Source organism: Streptomyces sp. TG1A-8, assembly GCF_030499535.1.
Classification (GTDB): domain Bacteria; phylum Actinomycetota; class Actinomycetes; order Streptomycetales; family Streptomycetaceae; genus Streptomyces.
In genome coordinates, this window is the sequence record NZ_JASTLB010000001.1 from 2,548,491 (window position 1) to 2,563,093 (window position 14,603).

Annotated in this window: 17 protein-coding genes; 6 read left to right on the top strand and 11 right to left on the bottom strand. The window is 74.6% G+C overall.

Features of this window, described 5'->3' with window-relative positions; all coding sequences use genetic code 11:
* Nucleotides 1–77: 77 nt before the first annotated feature.
* The gene (locus QQY24_RS10695) at nucleotides 78–245 is read right to left on the bottom strand and encodes a DUF3117 domain-containing protein (protein WP_018544333.1); all 168 of its coding nucleotides are present in this window, start codon (nucleotides 243–245) and stop codon (nucleotides 78–80) included.
* A gap of 377 nt (nucleotides 246–622) precedes the next feature.
* Here QQY24_RS10695 and QQY24_RS10700 point away from each other — a divergent pair, with 377 nt between their 5' ends.
* Nucleotides 623–1,426 (top strand): enoyl-CoA hydratase/isomerase family protein, encoded by an 804-nt coding sequence (locus QQY24_RS10700; protein WP_301972440.1) that lies wholly within the window; start codon nucleotides 623–625, stop codon nucleotides 1,424–1,426.
* A gap of 7 nt (nucleotides 1,427–1,433) precedes the next feature.
* Here the strand turns inward: QQY24_RS10700 and QQY24_RS10705 are convergent, their stop codons facing one another.
* Complete coding sequence (locus QQY24_RS10705) at nucleotides 1,434–2,021, bottom strand: DNA-3-methyladenine glycosylase I (protein WP_301972441.1); 588 nt, start codon at nucleotides 2,019–2,021, stop codon at nucleotides 1,434–1,436.
* The gene (locus tag QQY24_RS10710) at nucleotides 2,018–2,371 is read right to left on the bottom strand and encodes a DivIVA domain-containing protein (protein ID WP_301972442.1); all 354 of its coding nucleotides are present in this window, start codon (nucleotides 2,369–2,371) and stop codon (nucleotides 2,018–2,020) included. Before QQY24_RS10710 ends, QQY24_RS10705 begins: the two co-directional genes overlap by 4 nt.
* Nucleotides 2,372–2,497: 126 nt before the next feature.
* Between QQY24_RS10710 and folP the strand changes: the two genes are divergently transcribed.
* Complete coding sequence (gene folP, locus QQY24_RS10715; RefSeq protein ID WP_301972443.1) at nucleotides 2,498–3,358, top strand: dihydropteroate synthase; 861 nt, start codon at nucleotides 2,498–2,500, stop codon at nucleotides 3,356–3,358.
* Nucleotides 3,359–3,385: 27 nt separating this feature from the next.
* On the opposite strand, the gene QQY24_RS10720 is transcribed toward folP, so the two are convergent.
* The gene (locus tag QQY24_RS10720) at nucleotides 3,386–4,144 is read right to left on the bottom strand and encodes a TIGR00730 family Rossman fold protein (protein WP_301972444.1); all 759 of its coding nucleotides are present in this window, start codon (nucleotides 4,142–4,144) and stop codon (nucleotides 3,386–3,388) included.
* Between the two features lie 102 nt (nucleotides 4,145–4,246).
* On the bottom strand, nucleotides 4,247–5,326 hold the full coding sequence (gene dapE / locus QQY24_RS10725; RefSeq protein WP_301972445.1) for a succinyl-diaminopimelate desuccinylase: 1,080 nt from the start codon (nucleotides 5,324–5,326) through the stop codon (nucleotides 4,247–4,249).
* Between the two features lie 96 nt (nucleotides 5,327–5,422).
* Between dapE and QQY24_RS10730 the strand changes: the two genes are divergently transcribed.
* On the top strand, nucleotides 5,423–6,448 hold the full coding sequence (locus QQY24_RS10730; RefSeq protein ID WP_301972446.1) for a heavy metal transporter: 1,026 nt from the start codon (nucleotides 5,423–5,425) through the stop codon (nucleotides 6,446–6,448).
* Nucleotides 6,449–6,721: 273 nt separating this feature from the next.
* Nucleotides 6,722–7,210: an ATP-binding protein gene (locus QQY24_RS10735; RefSeq protein ID WP_301972447.1), complete on the top strand. Its 489-nt coding sequence runs from the start codon at nucleotides 6,722–6,724 to the stop codon at nucleotides 7,208–7,210.
* A 125-nt stretch (nucleotides 7,211–7,335) separates the two neighbouring features.
* On the opposite strand, the gene QQY24_RS10740 is transcribed toward QQY24_RS10735, so the two are convergent.
* Together QQY24_RS10740 and fdxA are read right to left on the bottom strand one after the other, a co-directional pair.
* A complete protein-coding gene (locus QQY24_RS10740; RefSeq protein WP_301972448.1) occupies nucleotides 7,336–8,433 on the bottom strand; it encodes a bifunctional succinyldiaminopimelate transaminase/glutamate-prephenate aminotransferase in 1,098 nt (365 codons plus the stop codon).
* Nucleotides 8,434–8,547: 114 nt separating this feature from the next.
* Nucleotides 8,548–8,868, bottom strand: coding sequence for a ferredoxin (gene fdxA / locus QQY24_RS10745; RefSeq protein ID WP_301972449.1), 321 nt, complete (start codon nucleotides 8,866–8,868; stop codon nucleotides 8,548–8,550).
* A 140-nt stretch (nucleotides 8,869–9,008) separates the two neighbouring features.
* Between fdxA and QQY24_RS10750 the strand changes: the two genes are divergently transcribed.
* Both QQY24_RS10750 and QQY24_RS10755 read left to right on the top strand, forming a co-directional pair.
* Entirely contained in the window at nucleotides 9,009–10,064 is a 1,056-nt protein-coding gene (locus tag QQY24_RS10750) for a GNAT family N-acetyltransferase (protein ID WP_301972450.1), read from the top strand.
* Between the two features lie 8 nt (nucleotides 10,065–10,072).
* Nucleotides 10,073–10,960, top strand: coding sequence for a transglutaminase-like domain-containing protein (locus tag QQY24_RS10755; protein WP_301972451.1), 888 nt, complete (start codon nucleotides 10,073–10,075; stop codon nucleotides 10,958–10,960).
* A gap of 39 nt (nucleotides 10,961–10,999) precedes the next feature.
* Here the strand turns inward: QQY24_RS10755 and QQY24_RS10760 are convergent, their stop codons facing one another.
* From QQY24_RS10760 to QQY24_RS10775, 4 genes are read right to left on the bottom strand one after another with little or no spacing between them, the layout of a single operon-like run.
* Nucleotides 11,000–11,614: a response regulator transcription factor gene (locus QQY24_RS10760; RefSeq protein ID WP_301972452.1), complete on the bottom strand. Its 615-nt coding sequence runs from the start codon at nucleotides 11,612–11,614 to the stop codon at nucleotides 11,000–11,002.
* Complete coding sequence (locus tag QQY24_RS10765; RefSeq protein WP_301976204.1) at nucleotides 11,611–12,804, bottom strand: sensor histidine kinase; 1,194 nt, start codon at nucleotides 12,802–12,804, stop codon at nucleotides 11,611–11,613. Before QQY24_RS10765 ends, QQY24_RS10760 begins: the two co-directional genes overlap by 4 nt.
* A gap of 5 nt (nucleotides 12,805–12,809) precedes the next feature.
* Entirely contained in the window at nucleotides 12,810–13,550 is a 741-nt protein-coding gene (locus QQY24_RS10770; protein WP_301972453.1) for an ABC transporter permease, read from the bottom strand.
* Nucleotides 13,547–14,476, bottom strand: a complete 930-nt coding sequence (locus QQY24_RS10775; protein WP_301972454.1) for an ABC transporter ATP-binding protein — start codon at nucleotides 14,474–14,476, stop codon at nucleotides 13,547–13,549. The genes QQY24_RS10770 and QQY24_RS10775 overlap by 4 nt, the downstream gene beginning before the upstream one ends.
* Between the last annotated feature and the right edge of the window lie 127 nt (nucleotides 14,477–14,603).

The window sequence follows — 14,603 nt, forward strand, 5'->3', positions numbered from 1 at the left end:
CGGGAGGGCCGTGGACACGGCTGCCCCGGCACCGCGCACGATGCCGGGGCAGCCGCAGGGACAGCTTCGGTGGGACGTCAGACGACGACCTTCTTGAGGGCGTCGCCAAGCGCCTCGGCCTCGTCAGGGGTCAGCTCGACGACGAGTCGACCGCCGCCTTCGAGCGGAACGCGCATGACGATGCCCCGCCCCTCCTTGGTCACCTCGAGCGGGCCATCGCCCGTTCGCGGCTTCATGGCCGCCATGCTCGTTCCCCTTCCTGAAACCAGCTCATCGTCTGCCTACGACCCCTTCTGAAGGGCAACCGCAGTCCGCACGGACACGCGACACCGGCATCGAACACATTGCTTCCAGGCCATTATCCCGCATCTCAGGACCCGATGACCAACATCGGTCCGCATCACTTGGGCAACGCGCGCGAGCAAAACCACCCAATTCGGCGATGTGGCTGCGATACTTCGCCGCCGCCCGAAGGCGCCGCGACCGGCTCCTCCCGTGATTTCTTTGACGCAGGTCACACGTCGGGTGCGGCCCGGGGACGGCGATCTCCGCCATGCTGTCCTCCAGACGGCGGCGTACCGAGCGGTACGTCACCAGCCGCGACACCGGAGGGGATGCGCCCATGGCCGACACCGTGCTCTACGAGGTGAGCGACGGACTCGCGACGATCACGCTCAACCGCCCCGAGGCGATGAACGCGCTGAACGTCGAGACCAAGGCCGCCCTGCGGGAGGCGGCGGAATCCGCGGCCGGGGACACGGCCGTACGGGCGATCCTGCTGACCGCCGCCGGTGACCGGGCGTTCTGCGTGGGCCAGGACCTCAAGGAGCACATCACACTGCTCGCCGCCGACCGCGAGACGGGCTCCGGGCAGACGATGAGCACGGTCAGGGAGCACTACAACCCGATCGTGAGGGCCCTGGCCGGCGCTCCCAAGCCGGTGGTCGCGGCGGTGAACGGGGTCGCGGCCGGGGCGGGCTTCGGCTTCGCGCTCGCCGCCGACTACCGGGTGGTCGCGGACACGGCGGCCTTCAACACCTCCTTCGCGGGCGTCGCGCTGACCGCCGACTCCGGCGTCTCCTGGACGCTGCCCCGGGTGGTCGGCCCCGGACGCGCCGCCGACCTGCTGCTCTTCCCGCGCAGCATCGGCGCCCCGGAGGCGCTGGAGCTGGGCATCGCCAACCGGGTGGTGCCCGCGGCCGAGCTGCGCGACGAGGCCGGGCGGGTGGCGCGGGCGCTGGCCGAGGGGCCGACGGTGGCGTACGCGGCGCTGAAGGAGTCGCTGGCCCACGGGCTGACGCACTCCCTGGCCGAGACCCTGGAGAAGGAGGACGAGCTGCAGACGCGGGCCGGGCGCTCCGAGGACCACGCGATCGCCGTGCGGGCGTTCGTGAACAAGGAGAGGCCGCAGTACCTGGGCCGGTGAGCGGCGCTCACCGGGCGCTTCTGGCCGCGCAGGTCTCCAGGTGGTCGTCGACCAGCCCGCACGCCTGCATCAGGGCGTAGGCCGTCGTGGGGCCGACGAACCGCAGGCCCCGCTTCCTCAGGGCCTTGGACAGGGCCGTGGACTGCGGCGTGACCGCGGGGACGTCGGCGAGGGTCCTGGGGGCGGGGCGGGACGCCGGGTCGGGGGCGTGGGACCAGACGAGGCCGTCCAGCTCGCCGTCCGCCCAGCCGGCGAGCAGGCGCGCGTTGGCGAGCGTGGCGTCGATCTTGGCGCGGTTGCGGATGATGCCGGGATCGGCCAGCAGGCGCTCGCGGTCCTCGTCGGTGAAGGCGGCGACCTCCGCGATCCGGAAGCCGGCGAAGGCCGCGCGGAAGCCGGGGCGGCGGCGCAGGATCGTGATCCAGGACAGGCCCGACTGGAACGCCTCCAGGCTGAGCCGCTCGAACAGGGCGTCGTCGCCGTGGACCGGGCGGCCCCACTCCTGGTCGTGGTACGCCACGTAGTCCTCGGTGGACAGCGCCCAGGGGCAGCGCAGCCTGCCGTCGGGCCCGGCGAGGGCGGCTCCGTCGCTCACCGCTGGTCCTCCTGGCCGGTGCGGTGCGGGCGGGCGGGCGCGGCGGCGGCCCGGGCGCCGGCCAGCGCGGACTCCAGGTCGGCGATCCGGGCGTCGCGCTCGGCGAGTTCGGCGGCGAGGCGGCCGAGGGCGTCGTCGACGTCGGCCATGCGGTAACCGCGCACGGCGAGCGGGAAGCGCAGGGACTCGATGTCCGCCCCGGTCACCGGGCGGTCCGGGGGCAGCGGGTCCTGGAGCCGCTCCGCGGCCGTCTCCGGCAGCGGGCCGCTCCCGCCGCCGCCGACCACGGCGAGGGTCACCGCGGCCACCACGACGGCGAGGGCGACGACCAGGAACAAGAACATAACCATCGCTGGGGTCCCCACGCTCGATGTGCCGGAAGCTGAATGTGTCAGGGTCCGATCGTGCCATGAGGGCGGGGCGGTTAGGGTCACAGGCGGCCGTACCGCGGGACGTACTAGGAGAGGTCACAGGGGATGCTCAGGCTGGGCAGGCGCGTGTTCGGACCGCAGGAGCCGGTGATCATGGCGATCGTGAACCGGACCCCCGACTCCTTCTACGACCGGGGGGCCACCTTCCACGACGAGCCGGCGCTTGCGCGGGTGGAGCGGGCGGTGGCCGAGGGCGCCGCGATCGTCGACATCGGCGGGGTGAAGGCCGGGCCGGGCGAGGAGGTCACGGCCGAGGAGGAGGCGCGGCGGACGGTCGGGTTCGTCGCGGAGGTGCGGCGGCGCTTCCCCGACGTGGTCATCAGCGTGGACACCTGGCGGGCCGAGGTCGGCGAGGCGGTGTGCCGGGCGGGCGCGGACCTGCTGAACGACGCGTGGGGCGGGGTGGACCCGGAACTCGCGGAGGTCGCCGCGCGGTACGGGGCGGGGCTGGTGTGCACGCACGCGGGGGGCGCGCAGCCGCGGACCCGGCCGCACCGGGTGACGTACGACGACGTCGTGGCCGACATCCTGGAGGTGACCGTGGGCCTGGCCGAGCGTGCCGTGGCGCTCGGGGTGCCCCGGGAGTCGGTGCTGATCGATCCCGGGCACGACTTCGGGAAGAACACGCGGCACAGCCTGGAGGCGACGCGGCGGCTGGACGAGATGGTCGCCACGGGGTGGCCGGTGCTGGTGTCCCTGTCCAACAAGGACTTCGTGGGCGAGACGCTGGACCGGCCGGTCGAGGGGCGGCTGATCGGGACGCTGGCGACCACGGCGGTCTCGGCGTGGCTCGGGGCGCAGGTGTACCGGGTCCACGAGGTCGCCGAGACCCGTCAGGTGCTGGACATGGTGGCCTCCATCGCCGGCCACCGTCCCCCCGCGGTGGCCCGCCGCGGCCTGGCCTAGCGCCCCGGGGAGGGGCCCGGGGCGGGGCTAGCGGCCCGCCTCCTTCGACACCAGGGCCACCGCCTCCTCGACCTCGTCGGTCACGTGGAACAGCAGCAGGTCCTTCTCCGCCGCCTTGCCCTGGGCCACCAGCGTGTCCTTCAGCCAGGACACCAGGCCGCCCCAGTACTCGGTGCCGAACAGCACGATCGGGAAGCGGGTGACCTTCTGGGTCTGGACGAGGGTGAGGGCCTCGAACAGCTCGTCCAGGGTGCCGAGTCCGCCGGGCAGGACCACGAACCCCTGCGCGTACTTGACGAACATCATCTTGCGGACGAAGAAGTAGCGGAAGTTCAGGCCGATGTCGACGTAGGGGTTGAGGCCCTGTTCGAAGGGCAGCTCGATGCCGAGGCCCACCGAGGTGCCCCCCGCCTCGCTCGCGCCCTTGTTGGCCGCCTCCATGGCGCCCGGGCCGCCGCCGGTGATGACCGCCCAGCCGGCCTGGACCAGACCCCGGCCGAGCCGCACGCCCGCCTCGTACTCGGGTGAGTCCGCCGACGTCCGGGCGGAGCCGAACACGCTGATGGCGGGCGGGAGTTCGGCGAGGGTGCCGAAGCCCTCGATAAACTCCGACTGGATGCGCAGGACCCGCCAGGGGTCGGTGTGGACCCAGTCGGAGGGGGCGCGTTCGTCCAGCAGCCGCTGGTCGGTCGTGCTGGCCGTGACCTGCCCCCGCCGCCGGAGGACCGGCCCGAGCCGCTGCTCGTCCGGCGGCTGCTTCTTCCCCTCGGGGTTGCCGGTAGCCATGTGCGCTCCCTCCGCTTGCCGGTAGTTCCGTCCCAGCGTAGAGCCGAGCGGGTTACGGAGGGGGGACGCGCGCGTGTCCGCGGGGCCGCGGCGCGGCGGCCGTCACGCGGTGAGCCAGTTGCGCAGGCGCTCCTCGGCGGCCAGGATCTTCGCCGTCTCCACGCGCTCGTCCCGCTTGTGGGCCAGGAGCGGGTTCCCGGGGCCGTAGTTGACGGCCGGGACGCCGAGCGCGGAGAAGCGCGACACGTCCGTCCAGCCGTACTTGGGCATCGGGGTGCCGCCCACCGCCTCGATGAAGGCCGCCGCCGCCGGGTGGGACAGGCCGGGCAGCGCGCCGGGGCTGTGGTCGTCCACCACGAACTCCGCCACCCCGCAGTCCGCGAACACCTCGCGGACGTGGGCGACCGCCTCCTGTTCGGTGCGGTCGGGGGCGTAGCGGAAGTTGACCGTCACCACGCACTCGTCGGGGATGACGTTGCCCGCCACCCCCCCGCGGATACCCACGGCGTTCAGGCCCTCGCGGTACTCCAGCCCGTCGATGACGGGGCGGCGGGGCTCGTAGGCGGCCAGGCGGGCCAGGATCGGGGCGGCCGCGTGGACGGCGTTGGAGCCCAGCCAGCCGCGGGCCGAGTGCGCCCGTTCGCCCGTGGTCCGCAGCAGCACCCGCAAGGTGCCCTGGCAGCCGCCCTCGACCCGGCCGTCGGACGGCTCCAGCAGGACCGCGAAGTCGCCCGCCAGCCACTCCGGCCGGGCCTCGGCGACGTGCTTGAGGCCGTTGAGGTCGGCGGCGACCTCCTCGTTGTCGTAGAAGACGAAGGTGAGGTCGCGGTTGGGGGCCGGGACCGTGGCCGCGATGCGCAGCTGCACCGCCACGCCGGACTTCATGTCGCAGGTGCCGCAGCCCCACAGCACGCCGTCCGCGTCCAGCCGGGAGGGGACGTTGCCGGCGATCGGGACGGTGTCGATGTGGCCGGCCAGGACGACGCGCTGGGCGCGGCCCAGGTGCGTGCGGGCGACGACGTTGTTGCCGTACCGGTCGACCGTGAGGTGCGGCAGGGTGCGCAGGGCGGTCTCGACGGCGTCCGCGAGGGGCTTTTCGGTGCCGCTCTCGGAGGGGAGGTCGACGAGCCGTGCGGTGAGCGCGGCGGCGTCCAGCGTGAGGTCAAGGGAGGTGTCGGCCATGGCCACGACCCTAGCGCGGGAGGCCCGCCGGGGCGGGTCCGCGGTGCTCCCCGGGTCCGGCGCGGGGACACCGTGCGGCTCAAGTACCTTGTACGCGTGCCCGAGTCGTCCCCCACCCGTCCCAAGCGCCGCGGCCGCCTCGTGCGTACCGGTGCGGCGCTGCTGGTCCTGTCCGCCGTGGCCGCCTACCTCGTGGTGCAGTACGTCACCGGGGGCGGCGGCGCCCGGGGTTGCGAGGTGGTCTCGGGCGCGGGTGACGGGGCGTCGTACGAGTTCACGCCCGAGCAGGCGGTGAACGCGGCCACGATCGCCGCCGTCGGCACCGGGCGCGGCATGCCCGAGCGGGCGGTGACCATCGCGCTCGCCACCGCGCTGCAGGAGTCGGGGCTGCGCAACATCGCGCACGGCGACCGGGATTCGCTGGGCCTGTTCCAGCAGCGGCCCTCGCAGGGCTGGGGCACCGAGCGGCAGATCATGGACCCGGACTACGCGGCGGGCATCTTCTACGCGCACCTGGCCAGGGTGCCCGGCTACACCGGACTGCCGCTGACCGTGGCGGCGCAGCGGGTGCAGCGCAGCGGCTACCCGGAGGCGTACGCCAAGCACGAGCCGGACGCCGCGCTGCTGGCCGCGGCGCTGACCGGGCGGACGGCGGCCACGCTGACCTGTGACGGACGTCCGGAGCGCACGGCCGGGGCGACGGGACCGGACGCGGTGCGGGCCGCGCTGGTACGGGACTTCGGACGGGACGCGCTGCAGGAGACGGGCGCGGTGGTGGGCGGTGCGGCCGTTCCGTCGCCGTCGCCCTCCCCGAGCGTGACCGCGACCGCGCGCGGGCGGACGGTGACCGTGCCGGTGCCGCGGGGCGCGGAGCCGGACGCGACCGGGCGCACCGGGCGGGAGCGGGGTTGGCAGCTCGCGCACTGGGCGGTGGCCAACTCCGCGCTGCTGCACATCCAGCGGGTGTCGTACGCGGGGCGGGTGTGGACCGCCGGGGGAGACGGCGGGTGGCGCACGGCCGGGACGGCGGGGGCCGGGGGCGCGGAGCGGTCCGCGGGCACGGGGCGGTCCGCGGGGACGGGGGGATCCGCGGGGACGGTCCGGATCGTCACCGGACAGTAGTGCGGGGGCTCACCCGACCGGGTTGTGCGGCGCGGGGAGGCCCACGGTGCGCGGTGGCGGCCGCGGTGCGCTCCCGAGGCCCGGTGAATCAACGGCTGTAAGGATTCTGCAGGGCCTCGAGCAGGTGTTCTTTGCCCGTTTTTATCCACACCCGATAATGCGATGCGTTATCCATTCTTTACCCACGGCGTCCGCAACCTTCGCCGGGTTCGAGCGGTAGTCACGGCGTCCGAGTCGGACACGCCAGCGTTCACTCCCGTCGAATGGAGCATCATGTCCCTCCCCCTGACCCGCCGGATCGCCCGTGCCGCGCTGCTCGTCGCAGCGGGAGCGGCCGCCGGGGTCGGTGCGGCCGGCTCTGCCGGCGCGGCCACGACCCTGCCGGCGGCCACCCCGCACCTGGGCGGCCTGACCGCCCTGGACGGGGCGCACGCCGGCACCACCGTCGACGGCGCGGCCGAGGACGTCACCGCCGCCGCCGGCACGACGGGCGGCAAGGTGGTCGAGCAGGCGGTGCCGGCCGTGGGCAGGGTCGGCGGTGGAACCCTGGGGAAGGCGGCGCCGACGGCGCAGCACGCCACGACCGGGACGGCCGGCGGCGGCCTCGGAGGCACCCCGTCCACCACCGCGAGGGGGAGCCTGCCGACCGGCTCCCTGCCGAAGGGCGGCCTGCCCACCTCGTCGCTGCCCGTGTCGTCGCTGCCCATGTCGTCCCTGCCCGCCTCGTCGCTGTCGGGCAAGGGGATGTCGCTGGGCGGCTGACGCCCCCATCCGGCCGGCCGGCGGGGCCCGGGGGTTCCTCCGGGCCCCGCCGGCCCTCCCGCTCGCGCGGCGCGCGGGTCAGGAGGGCCGTACCGGCACGGGGAGGCCGTGTCGGCCCGGGAGGGTCACCGCGTCAGGCGGGCCACCGCCGCGCGGACGCGCTCGTCCGTCGCCGTCAGGGCCACGCGGACGAAGTTCCCGCCGGCCTCGCCGTAGAAGTCGCCCGGGGCGACCAGGATGCCGAGGTCGGCCAGGTGGGCGACGGTGCTCCAGCAGGACTCGTCGCGGGTGGCCCACAGGTAGAGGCTGGCCTCGCTGTGCTCGATGCGGAAGCCGTGGGCGAGGAGTGCCTCGCGCAGGAGGGCGCGGCGGGTCGCGTAGCGCTCGCGCTGCACTCGGACGTGCTCGTCGTCGCCCAGGGCCGCCACCACCGCCGCCTGCGTCGGGGCCGGGGTCATCATGCCGCCGTGCTTGCGGATCTCCAGCAGCGGGCCGAGGACGGCCGGGTCGCCGGCCAGGAAGGCGGCGCGGTAGCCGGCCAGGTTCGAGCGCTTGGACAGGGAGTGCACGGCCACGATGCCGTCGTGGGAGCCGCCGTTGACGTCCGGGTGCAGCACCGAGACGGGGTCGGTCTCCCAGCCCAGTTCCAGGTAGCACTCGTCGGAGAAGACCAGGATGCCGTGCTCGCGGGCCCAGGCGACGATCTCCGTCAGCTCCCGCTGCGGGAGCACCTTGCCGGTGGGGTTGGACGGCGAGTTCAGCCAGAGCAGCTTCAGGCCGGCCGGGTCCAGGTCGCGCGGGTCGTCGTAGGCCTCGTGGCCGGCGCGGGCGAGACGGGCGCCCACCTCGTAGGTCGGGTAGGCCAGCCGGGGATGGGCCACCTTGTCGCCGGGGCCGAGGCCCAGCTGGGTCGGCAGCCAGGCCACCAGTTCCTTGGAGCCGACGACCGGCAGGACGTGGCGGTGGGTGACGCCGCGGGCCCCCAGGCGGCGCTCCAGCCAGCCGGTGATCGCGTCACGCAGCGCGGGGGTGCCCCAGACCGTCGGGTAGCCCGGCGAGTCGGCCGCGTCGACCAGGGCCTTCCGGACCAGCTCGGGGACCGGGTCGACCGGGGTGCCGACGGACAGGTCGACGATTCCGTCCGGGTGGGCCGCGGCCGTCTTCTTGTACGGCTCCAGCTTGTCCCAGGGAAAGACGGGAAGACGGTCGGAGACTGCGGACACGGGGTCGCTCGCTTTCGTCGGTACGGCGAACGCCTCGGTCCCGTACGGCGGTGATCGGGCGGATCGGGGCCGTACGGGACCGAGGCGGCGCGGTGGTGCGGGTCGCCTACGGGATCAGTCGCCCTGCGGCGGCAGCGCGGCGACGAAGGGGTGGTCGCGCTCGATCAGCCCCAGCTTGCTGGCGCCGCCGGGGGAACCCAGCTCGTCGAAGAACTCGACGTTCGCCTTGTAGTAGTCCTTCCACTCCTCCGGGACGTCGTCCTCGTAGAAGATCGCCTCGACCGGGCAGACCGGCTCACAGGCACCACAGTCGACGCATTCGTCCGGGTGGATGTACAAGGACCGCTGGCCCTCGTAGATGCAGTCGACCGGGCACTCCTCGATGCACGCCTTGTCCTTGACGTCGACACAAGGCTGCGCGATGACGTAGGTCACGCTGTCGTTCCTCCTCGATAGGGCGCTGGCGGGCCTCCTCAGGCTCCGCCGCCTGGCGCGCGGGAGCGCGGCGTCGTCGATGCCCGCCCCTAGTATCTCCGTTCCGGAGCATGATCCGAACAGGAGGGGTGAACTGACCGGTGGAAATCTCGGCGCAAGGACGCCTCGAGGTCCGTATCACCACTGCTGACGTGGGCAAACGGATCTCCGTACGGTGCTTGAGCGAACCTGGGACGGCAAGGGAGAAGTTCACCGACACGGTCGGTGTTCTCACATCATGGGACGACGGCGTGCTCATGATCACACGACGGGACGGGCGGAGTGCCCGGATCGCGGAATCCGCCCTGGTCGCGGCCAAGGTGGTGCCGGCCGCTCCGGCGCGTCGCCGGGGTCCCGCGGCGAGCCATGCGGAACTGGCGCGCATCGCCTCGCGCGCGTGGCGGCCGGTGGAGAGCGAGTGGCTGGGCGAGTGGGAGCTGCGGGCCGCGTCCGGGTTCACGCGGCGCGCCAACAGCGTGCTGCCGCTCGGCGCTCCGGGGCTCGCGCTCGACGCGGCCCTGGCCGCCGTACGACGCTGGTACGGCGAGCGCGGCCTGCCCGCCTACGTGCAGGCCGCCACCGGAGCCGAGGGCACGCAGGAGCTGCTGTGCGCGGAACTGGAGCGGCGCGGCTGGATCCGTGAGGTGAGCGCCGAGCTGTGGGTCGGCGCCCTCGCGCCGGTCGCGGACCGGGCCGGGGGCACCGGGGTGGCGCTGTCCCGGACGGTGGACGGGGCGTGGCTCGCGCGGTACCGGCGCGAGGGGGTGAGCGAGGTGGCCCTGCGGGTGCTCGGCAGCGGGCCGTCGGTGTGGTTCGCCACCGTGCCCGGGACCGGGGACGCGGACGGCGCGGTCCCCGCGGCTGTCGGGCGGTGCGTCGTGGACGGGCGGTGGGCCGGGTTCGCGGCCGTCGGGGTCGCTCCCGGGCGGCGGCGCCAGGGGGTGGCCACCGAGGTGATGGCCGCGCTGGCCCGGCGCGCCCTGGACGAGGGCGCCTCGGCGGCCTGGCTGCAGGTCGAGGCGGACAACGAGGGCGCGCGGGCGCTGTACACCGCGCTGGGTTTCGCGCCGCACCACGCCTACCACCACTACCGGGCGCCGGAAGCCTCCGGCGACGAGCACCGGGTGCCGGGCCGTTCCGGCCCCGGACGAGCCTAGGGAGCGCCATGGAAGGACAGGAGCCCGCGCGGCGTCCTCCGTACGTACCGCCCCCGTACCCGGCCCCGCCGGCCCGGTCCGCCGAGGTGCGGCGGCGGTTCGCCGAGGAGGCGCGGTCCGAGCGGCCCGACCTGTCGGCGCTGTGCCTGCTGATCGGCGCCGAGGCGGACGGCACGCTCGACGAGGCCGGGATCGACGCGGCCCAGCTGGAGCTGGACCGGCTGGCCGGTGAGCTGCCGTACCGGCCGGGCGGGCCGCTCGCCTGGGCGCGGGCGCTGTCCCGGCTGCTGGGCGGGCGCTACGGGTTCTCCGGGGCGGCCGGGGACTACGAGCGGCTGCAGTCCTCGCTGCTGCACGAGGTGCTGCGGCGGCGGCGCGGGCTGCCGATCCTGCTGTCGGTGGTGTGGCTGGAGGTCGCCCGGCGGGCGGGGGCGCCGGTGTACGGGGTGGCGCTGCCGGGGCACTTCGTGGTGGGGTTCGGGCCGGCCGGGGAGCAGGTGCTGGCCGACCCGTTCGACGGCGGGCGGGTGCTGACGGGCACCGACGCCGAGACGCTCGTGGTGGGGGCGACCGGGGCGCCGCTGGAGCCCTCGATGCTGGTCCCGGCGGAGCCCCTGCAGGTGGTCCAGCGGATCCTGAACAACGTGCGGGCGTGGGCCGCGGCCCGGCCCGAGCGGTCGGACGTCGGCCTGTGGGCCGTGGAGCTGGCCCTCCTGCTGCCCTCGCACCCGGCCCGGCTGCGTTACGAGCGGGCCCAGCTGCTGGTGCAGCGCGGTGAGTTCGTGGCGGGGGCCGAGGAACTGGACGCCTACGCCCACCTGGTGGAGGTCGTCGACGAGGCGGCCGCCCGGCAGGCGCGGCAACAGGCGAACACGGCGCGGGCGATGCTCAACTGAGGTCCCGCTCCGCCCCCGGGCCGGGCACGCCGGACGGGTTCACAGCCAGCCCTTCTCCCGGGCGGTCCGCACCGCCTCGGCCCGGTTGCGCACGGCGAGCTTCTGGATGGCGGTGGAGAGGTAGTTGCGGACCGTGCCCTGGGACAGGTGCAGGGCCCGGGCCAGCTCGGCGTTGGTGGAGCCGTCGGCCGCCGCGCGGAGCACCTCGCGTTCGCGGTCGGTGAGGGGGTTGGCACCCTCGGCCAGGGCCGCCGCGGCCAGGGCGGGGTCGATGACCCGCTGGCCGGCGAGCACCTTGCGGACGGCTTCGGCGAGCTGGGCGGCGGGGGCGTCCTTGACGAGGAAGGCGTCCGCGCCGGCCTCCATGGCGCTGCGCAGGTAGCCGGGGCGGCCGAAGGTGGTGAGGACGACGAGCTTGACCGCCGGGTGCGCCCGGTGCACCCGGGCCGCCGCCTCGATGCCGGTGCAGCCGGGCATCTCGATGTCGAGCAGCGCCACGTCCACGCCGTGCTCGCCGACCGCCGCGAGCACCTCGTCCCCGCGCGCGACCTGGGCGACGACCTCGATGTCGTCCTCCAGGCCGAGCAGCGCGGCCAGCGCCTCGCGGACCATCGACTGGTCCTCGGCCAGCAGGACCTTGATCGTGCTCGTCATGCCCCGGATCCTATGTCGGCCGCGGGGGCCGCGGGGGACGCGGGGACGCGGGCGACCAGCCGGAACCCGTGCCGGGCCCGGCCCGCCTCCAGGGTGCCGCCGGCCTGCTCCAGCCGTTCGGCCAGACCGGTCAGGCCGTTGCCCGGGCCGTTGCCCGGGCCGCCGGACCCGTTGTCCTCGACGGCCAGTTCGAGGACCGGGCCGTCCAGGGTCTGGCGGTGCAGCAGCCGCACGGCGCACCGGTCGGCGCCGCTGTGCCGGACCACGTTGGTGACCGCCTCGCGCAGCGCCCAGGCGAGGGCGGACTCGGCCTCCTCCGGGACGGCGCCGAGCTCCGGTTCGGCGGGCACCAGGGCGGTGACGCCGGCGGCGGTCAGGGCGACCTGGACGCCGGCGAGTTCGGTGGCCAGGCGGGGGCGGCGGTAGCCGGTGACGGCCTCGCGCACGTCGACCAGGGCCTGGCGGCTGACCCGTTCGATGTCGGCGACCTGCTGGGCCGCCTTGCCGGGGTGGTCCGGCAGCATCCGGCCGGCCAGCTCGCTCTTGAGGGTGATCAGGGACAGCGAGTGGCCGAGCAGGTCGTGCAGGTCGCGGGCCAGGCGCAGCCGTTCCTCGTTGGCGGCGAGCTGGGCGACGGTGGCCCGGGCCCTGCGCAGCTCGACGGTCGTGCGGACCAGCTGGCCGACGCCGCTCATCGCGAACCCGATGAGCAGCACCAGCGGGAACAGGTCCCGGGCCTCGCCGATGCCGACGTGCAGCCCGACGAGCAGCATCAGGGCGCCGACCGCCGGGATCGCCCCGCAGGCGGCCCTCAGCGGCAGCGTGGCCCCGCAGGCGACCGACAGGTAGACGAACAGGCCCAGCCAGGCACTGCCCAGGGTGTAGGCCAGGACGGGGGCGAGGACGCCGAGGACCGCGCCCAGGGTGAGCACGGCGCGCGGGGAGAACGGCCGGCCGACGGCGCGGAAGACCAGCGCCAGGTAGGCCGCGACGAAGGCGGTCAGGCCGGCCCAGCCGGCGGCGGTGGCGCCGGCGCCGTGCCCGCCGCCGGCCAGGTCGCCGACCGGCGAGCTGAGGAAGACCAGCCAGACGCCGATCCAGAGTGTCTTGACCAGCAGCTCGCGCCGGTTGCGCGGCGGCCGTCCCACGGGCACGTGCCGCGTGCCCCCTGCCGTGCGGTCCTGCGTCATCGCGCTCACGCCTTCAGCGTGTCCTTCCGGTACAGCCAGGCCGCGCCGCCCGCGAAGAGGACGAAGAAGGCGACGAGGACGGCGACGTCCTGGAGGTGGGGCGCCCGGCTCTGCTCGATGGCCCGCCCGAGCGCGGCGTACGCGTGCGTGGGCAGCCACCTGGCGATCTCCTGGAGCCAGTGCGGGAAGGTGCTGGTCGGCATCCACAGGCCGCCGAGGATCGACAGGCCGAAGTAGGTGATCATGGTGATCGGGCGGACGGCGTCCCCGGAGGCGAGGTAGCCGATGGCGACGCCGAGCGCGGCGAAGACCAGGCTGCCGGCCCAGATGGCACCGGTCAGCGCCGCCCACTGCCAGGCGTCCAGGCGTACGTGCTTGACGGACGCGGCGACCAGGAAGACCACCACGATGGACGGCAGGCTGACGACGGCGGCGCTCGCCGTCTTGGCGAGGACGTAGCCGCGCCCCGGCAGCGCGGTCAGCCGCAGCTGCCGCACCCAGCCGCTCTCGCGCTCCTTGGCGATCCGCTCGCTGTTGCCCATGAGAACGGCCGTCAGGGCGCCGAAGGAGGCCATGGAGACCATCATGTACGTCGGCAGGCCCAGCCCGGTGCCGCCGACGGTGGCGTCCGCGCCGCCCTGGCCGGCGACCAGCAGGAAGATGATCGAGGGGTAGAGCACCGAGAAGAACAGGAACTTGCGGTTGCGCAGGGCGCGGGTCAGTTCGAGCTTGATCAGGCCGGTCATGACTGCTTGGCCTCCTCGGCCTCCGTGATGGCGACGAAGGCCTGCTCCAGTCCGAGCCCGGCGACTTCGAGGTTGCGGGGGTAGACGCCGAGGCCGTACAGGGCGTGGACGGTCGCGTCGGCGTCGGAGGACTGGATGCGCACGGTGTGGCCCGAGACGTCGACCGACGTGAGGAAGGGCAGGGTGCGCAGGGCGGCCTCGTCGATCCCGCCCTCCAGGTCGAAGGAGACGCGGCGGGCGCCGGCCCTGGCCTTGATCTCGGCGGCGGTGCCGTCGGCCAGCAGCCGGCCCCGGTGCAGCACCAGCACCCGGTCGGCGATGGCGTCGGCCTCTTCGAGGTAGTGGGTGGCGAACAGCACCGTGCGGCCCTGGTCGGCCTGTTCGCGCATGGTGGCCCAGAACGCCTGGCGGGCGGAGACGTCCATGCCGGTGGTCGGCTCGTCCAGGACGATCAGGTCGCTGTCGCCGGCGGTGGCGAGGGCGAAGCGCACGCGCTGGGCCTGGCCGCCGGAGAGCTTGTTGACCTTGCGGCCGGCGATCTGCGCGATGCCCGCGCGGGCGAGCACGTCGGCGGCCGGGTACGGCCTGGGGTGCAGCGAGCAGGCCAGCTTGACCAGTTCGGCGACGGTGACCTCGTCCATCAGCCCGCCGCTCTGCAGCATGGCCCCGACCCGCCCGGCGACGATCGCCTCGCGCGGACCGGTGCCGAACACGCTCACCGTGCCGCTGTCGGGCTGCTTGAGGCCGAGGAGGAGGTCGAGGGTGGTGGACTTGCCGGCGCCGTTCGGGCCGAGGAGGGCGACGGTCTCCCCCGGGTGCAGCCGGAGCGAGAGCCCGTCGACGGCCCGCACCGTCCCGTACGTCTTGGTCACCTGGTCGAACCCGGCCACCGGGGTGGCGGTGGCCGGTGCCGCTGTCGTTGTCATGGCGTCCATGCTGGCCCCCGGGGCCGGGTGCCGGGCAGTGTCGGCGGTCCCGGGTGCCGGGTGACGGATGTCATGCGGACCGGGTGACGGACCCGGCGGGGGCGCCCGGCGGACGCCCCCGTACGGC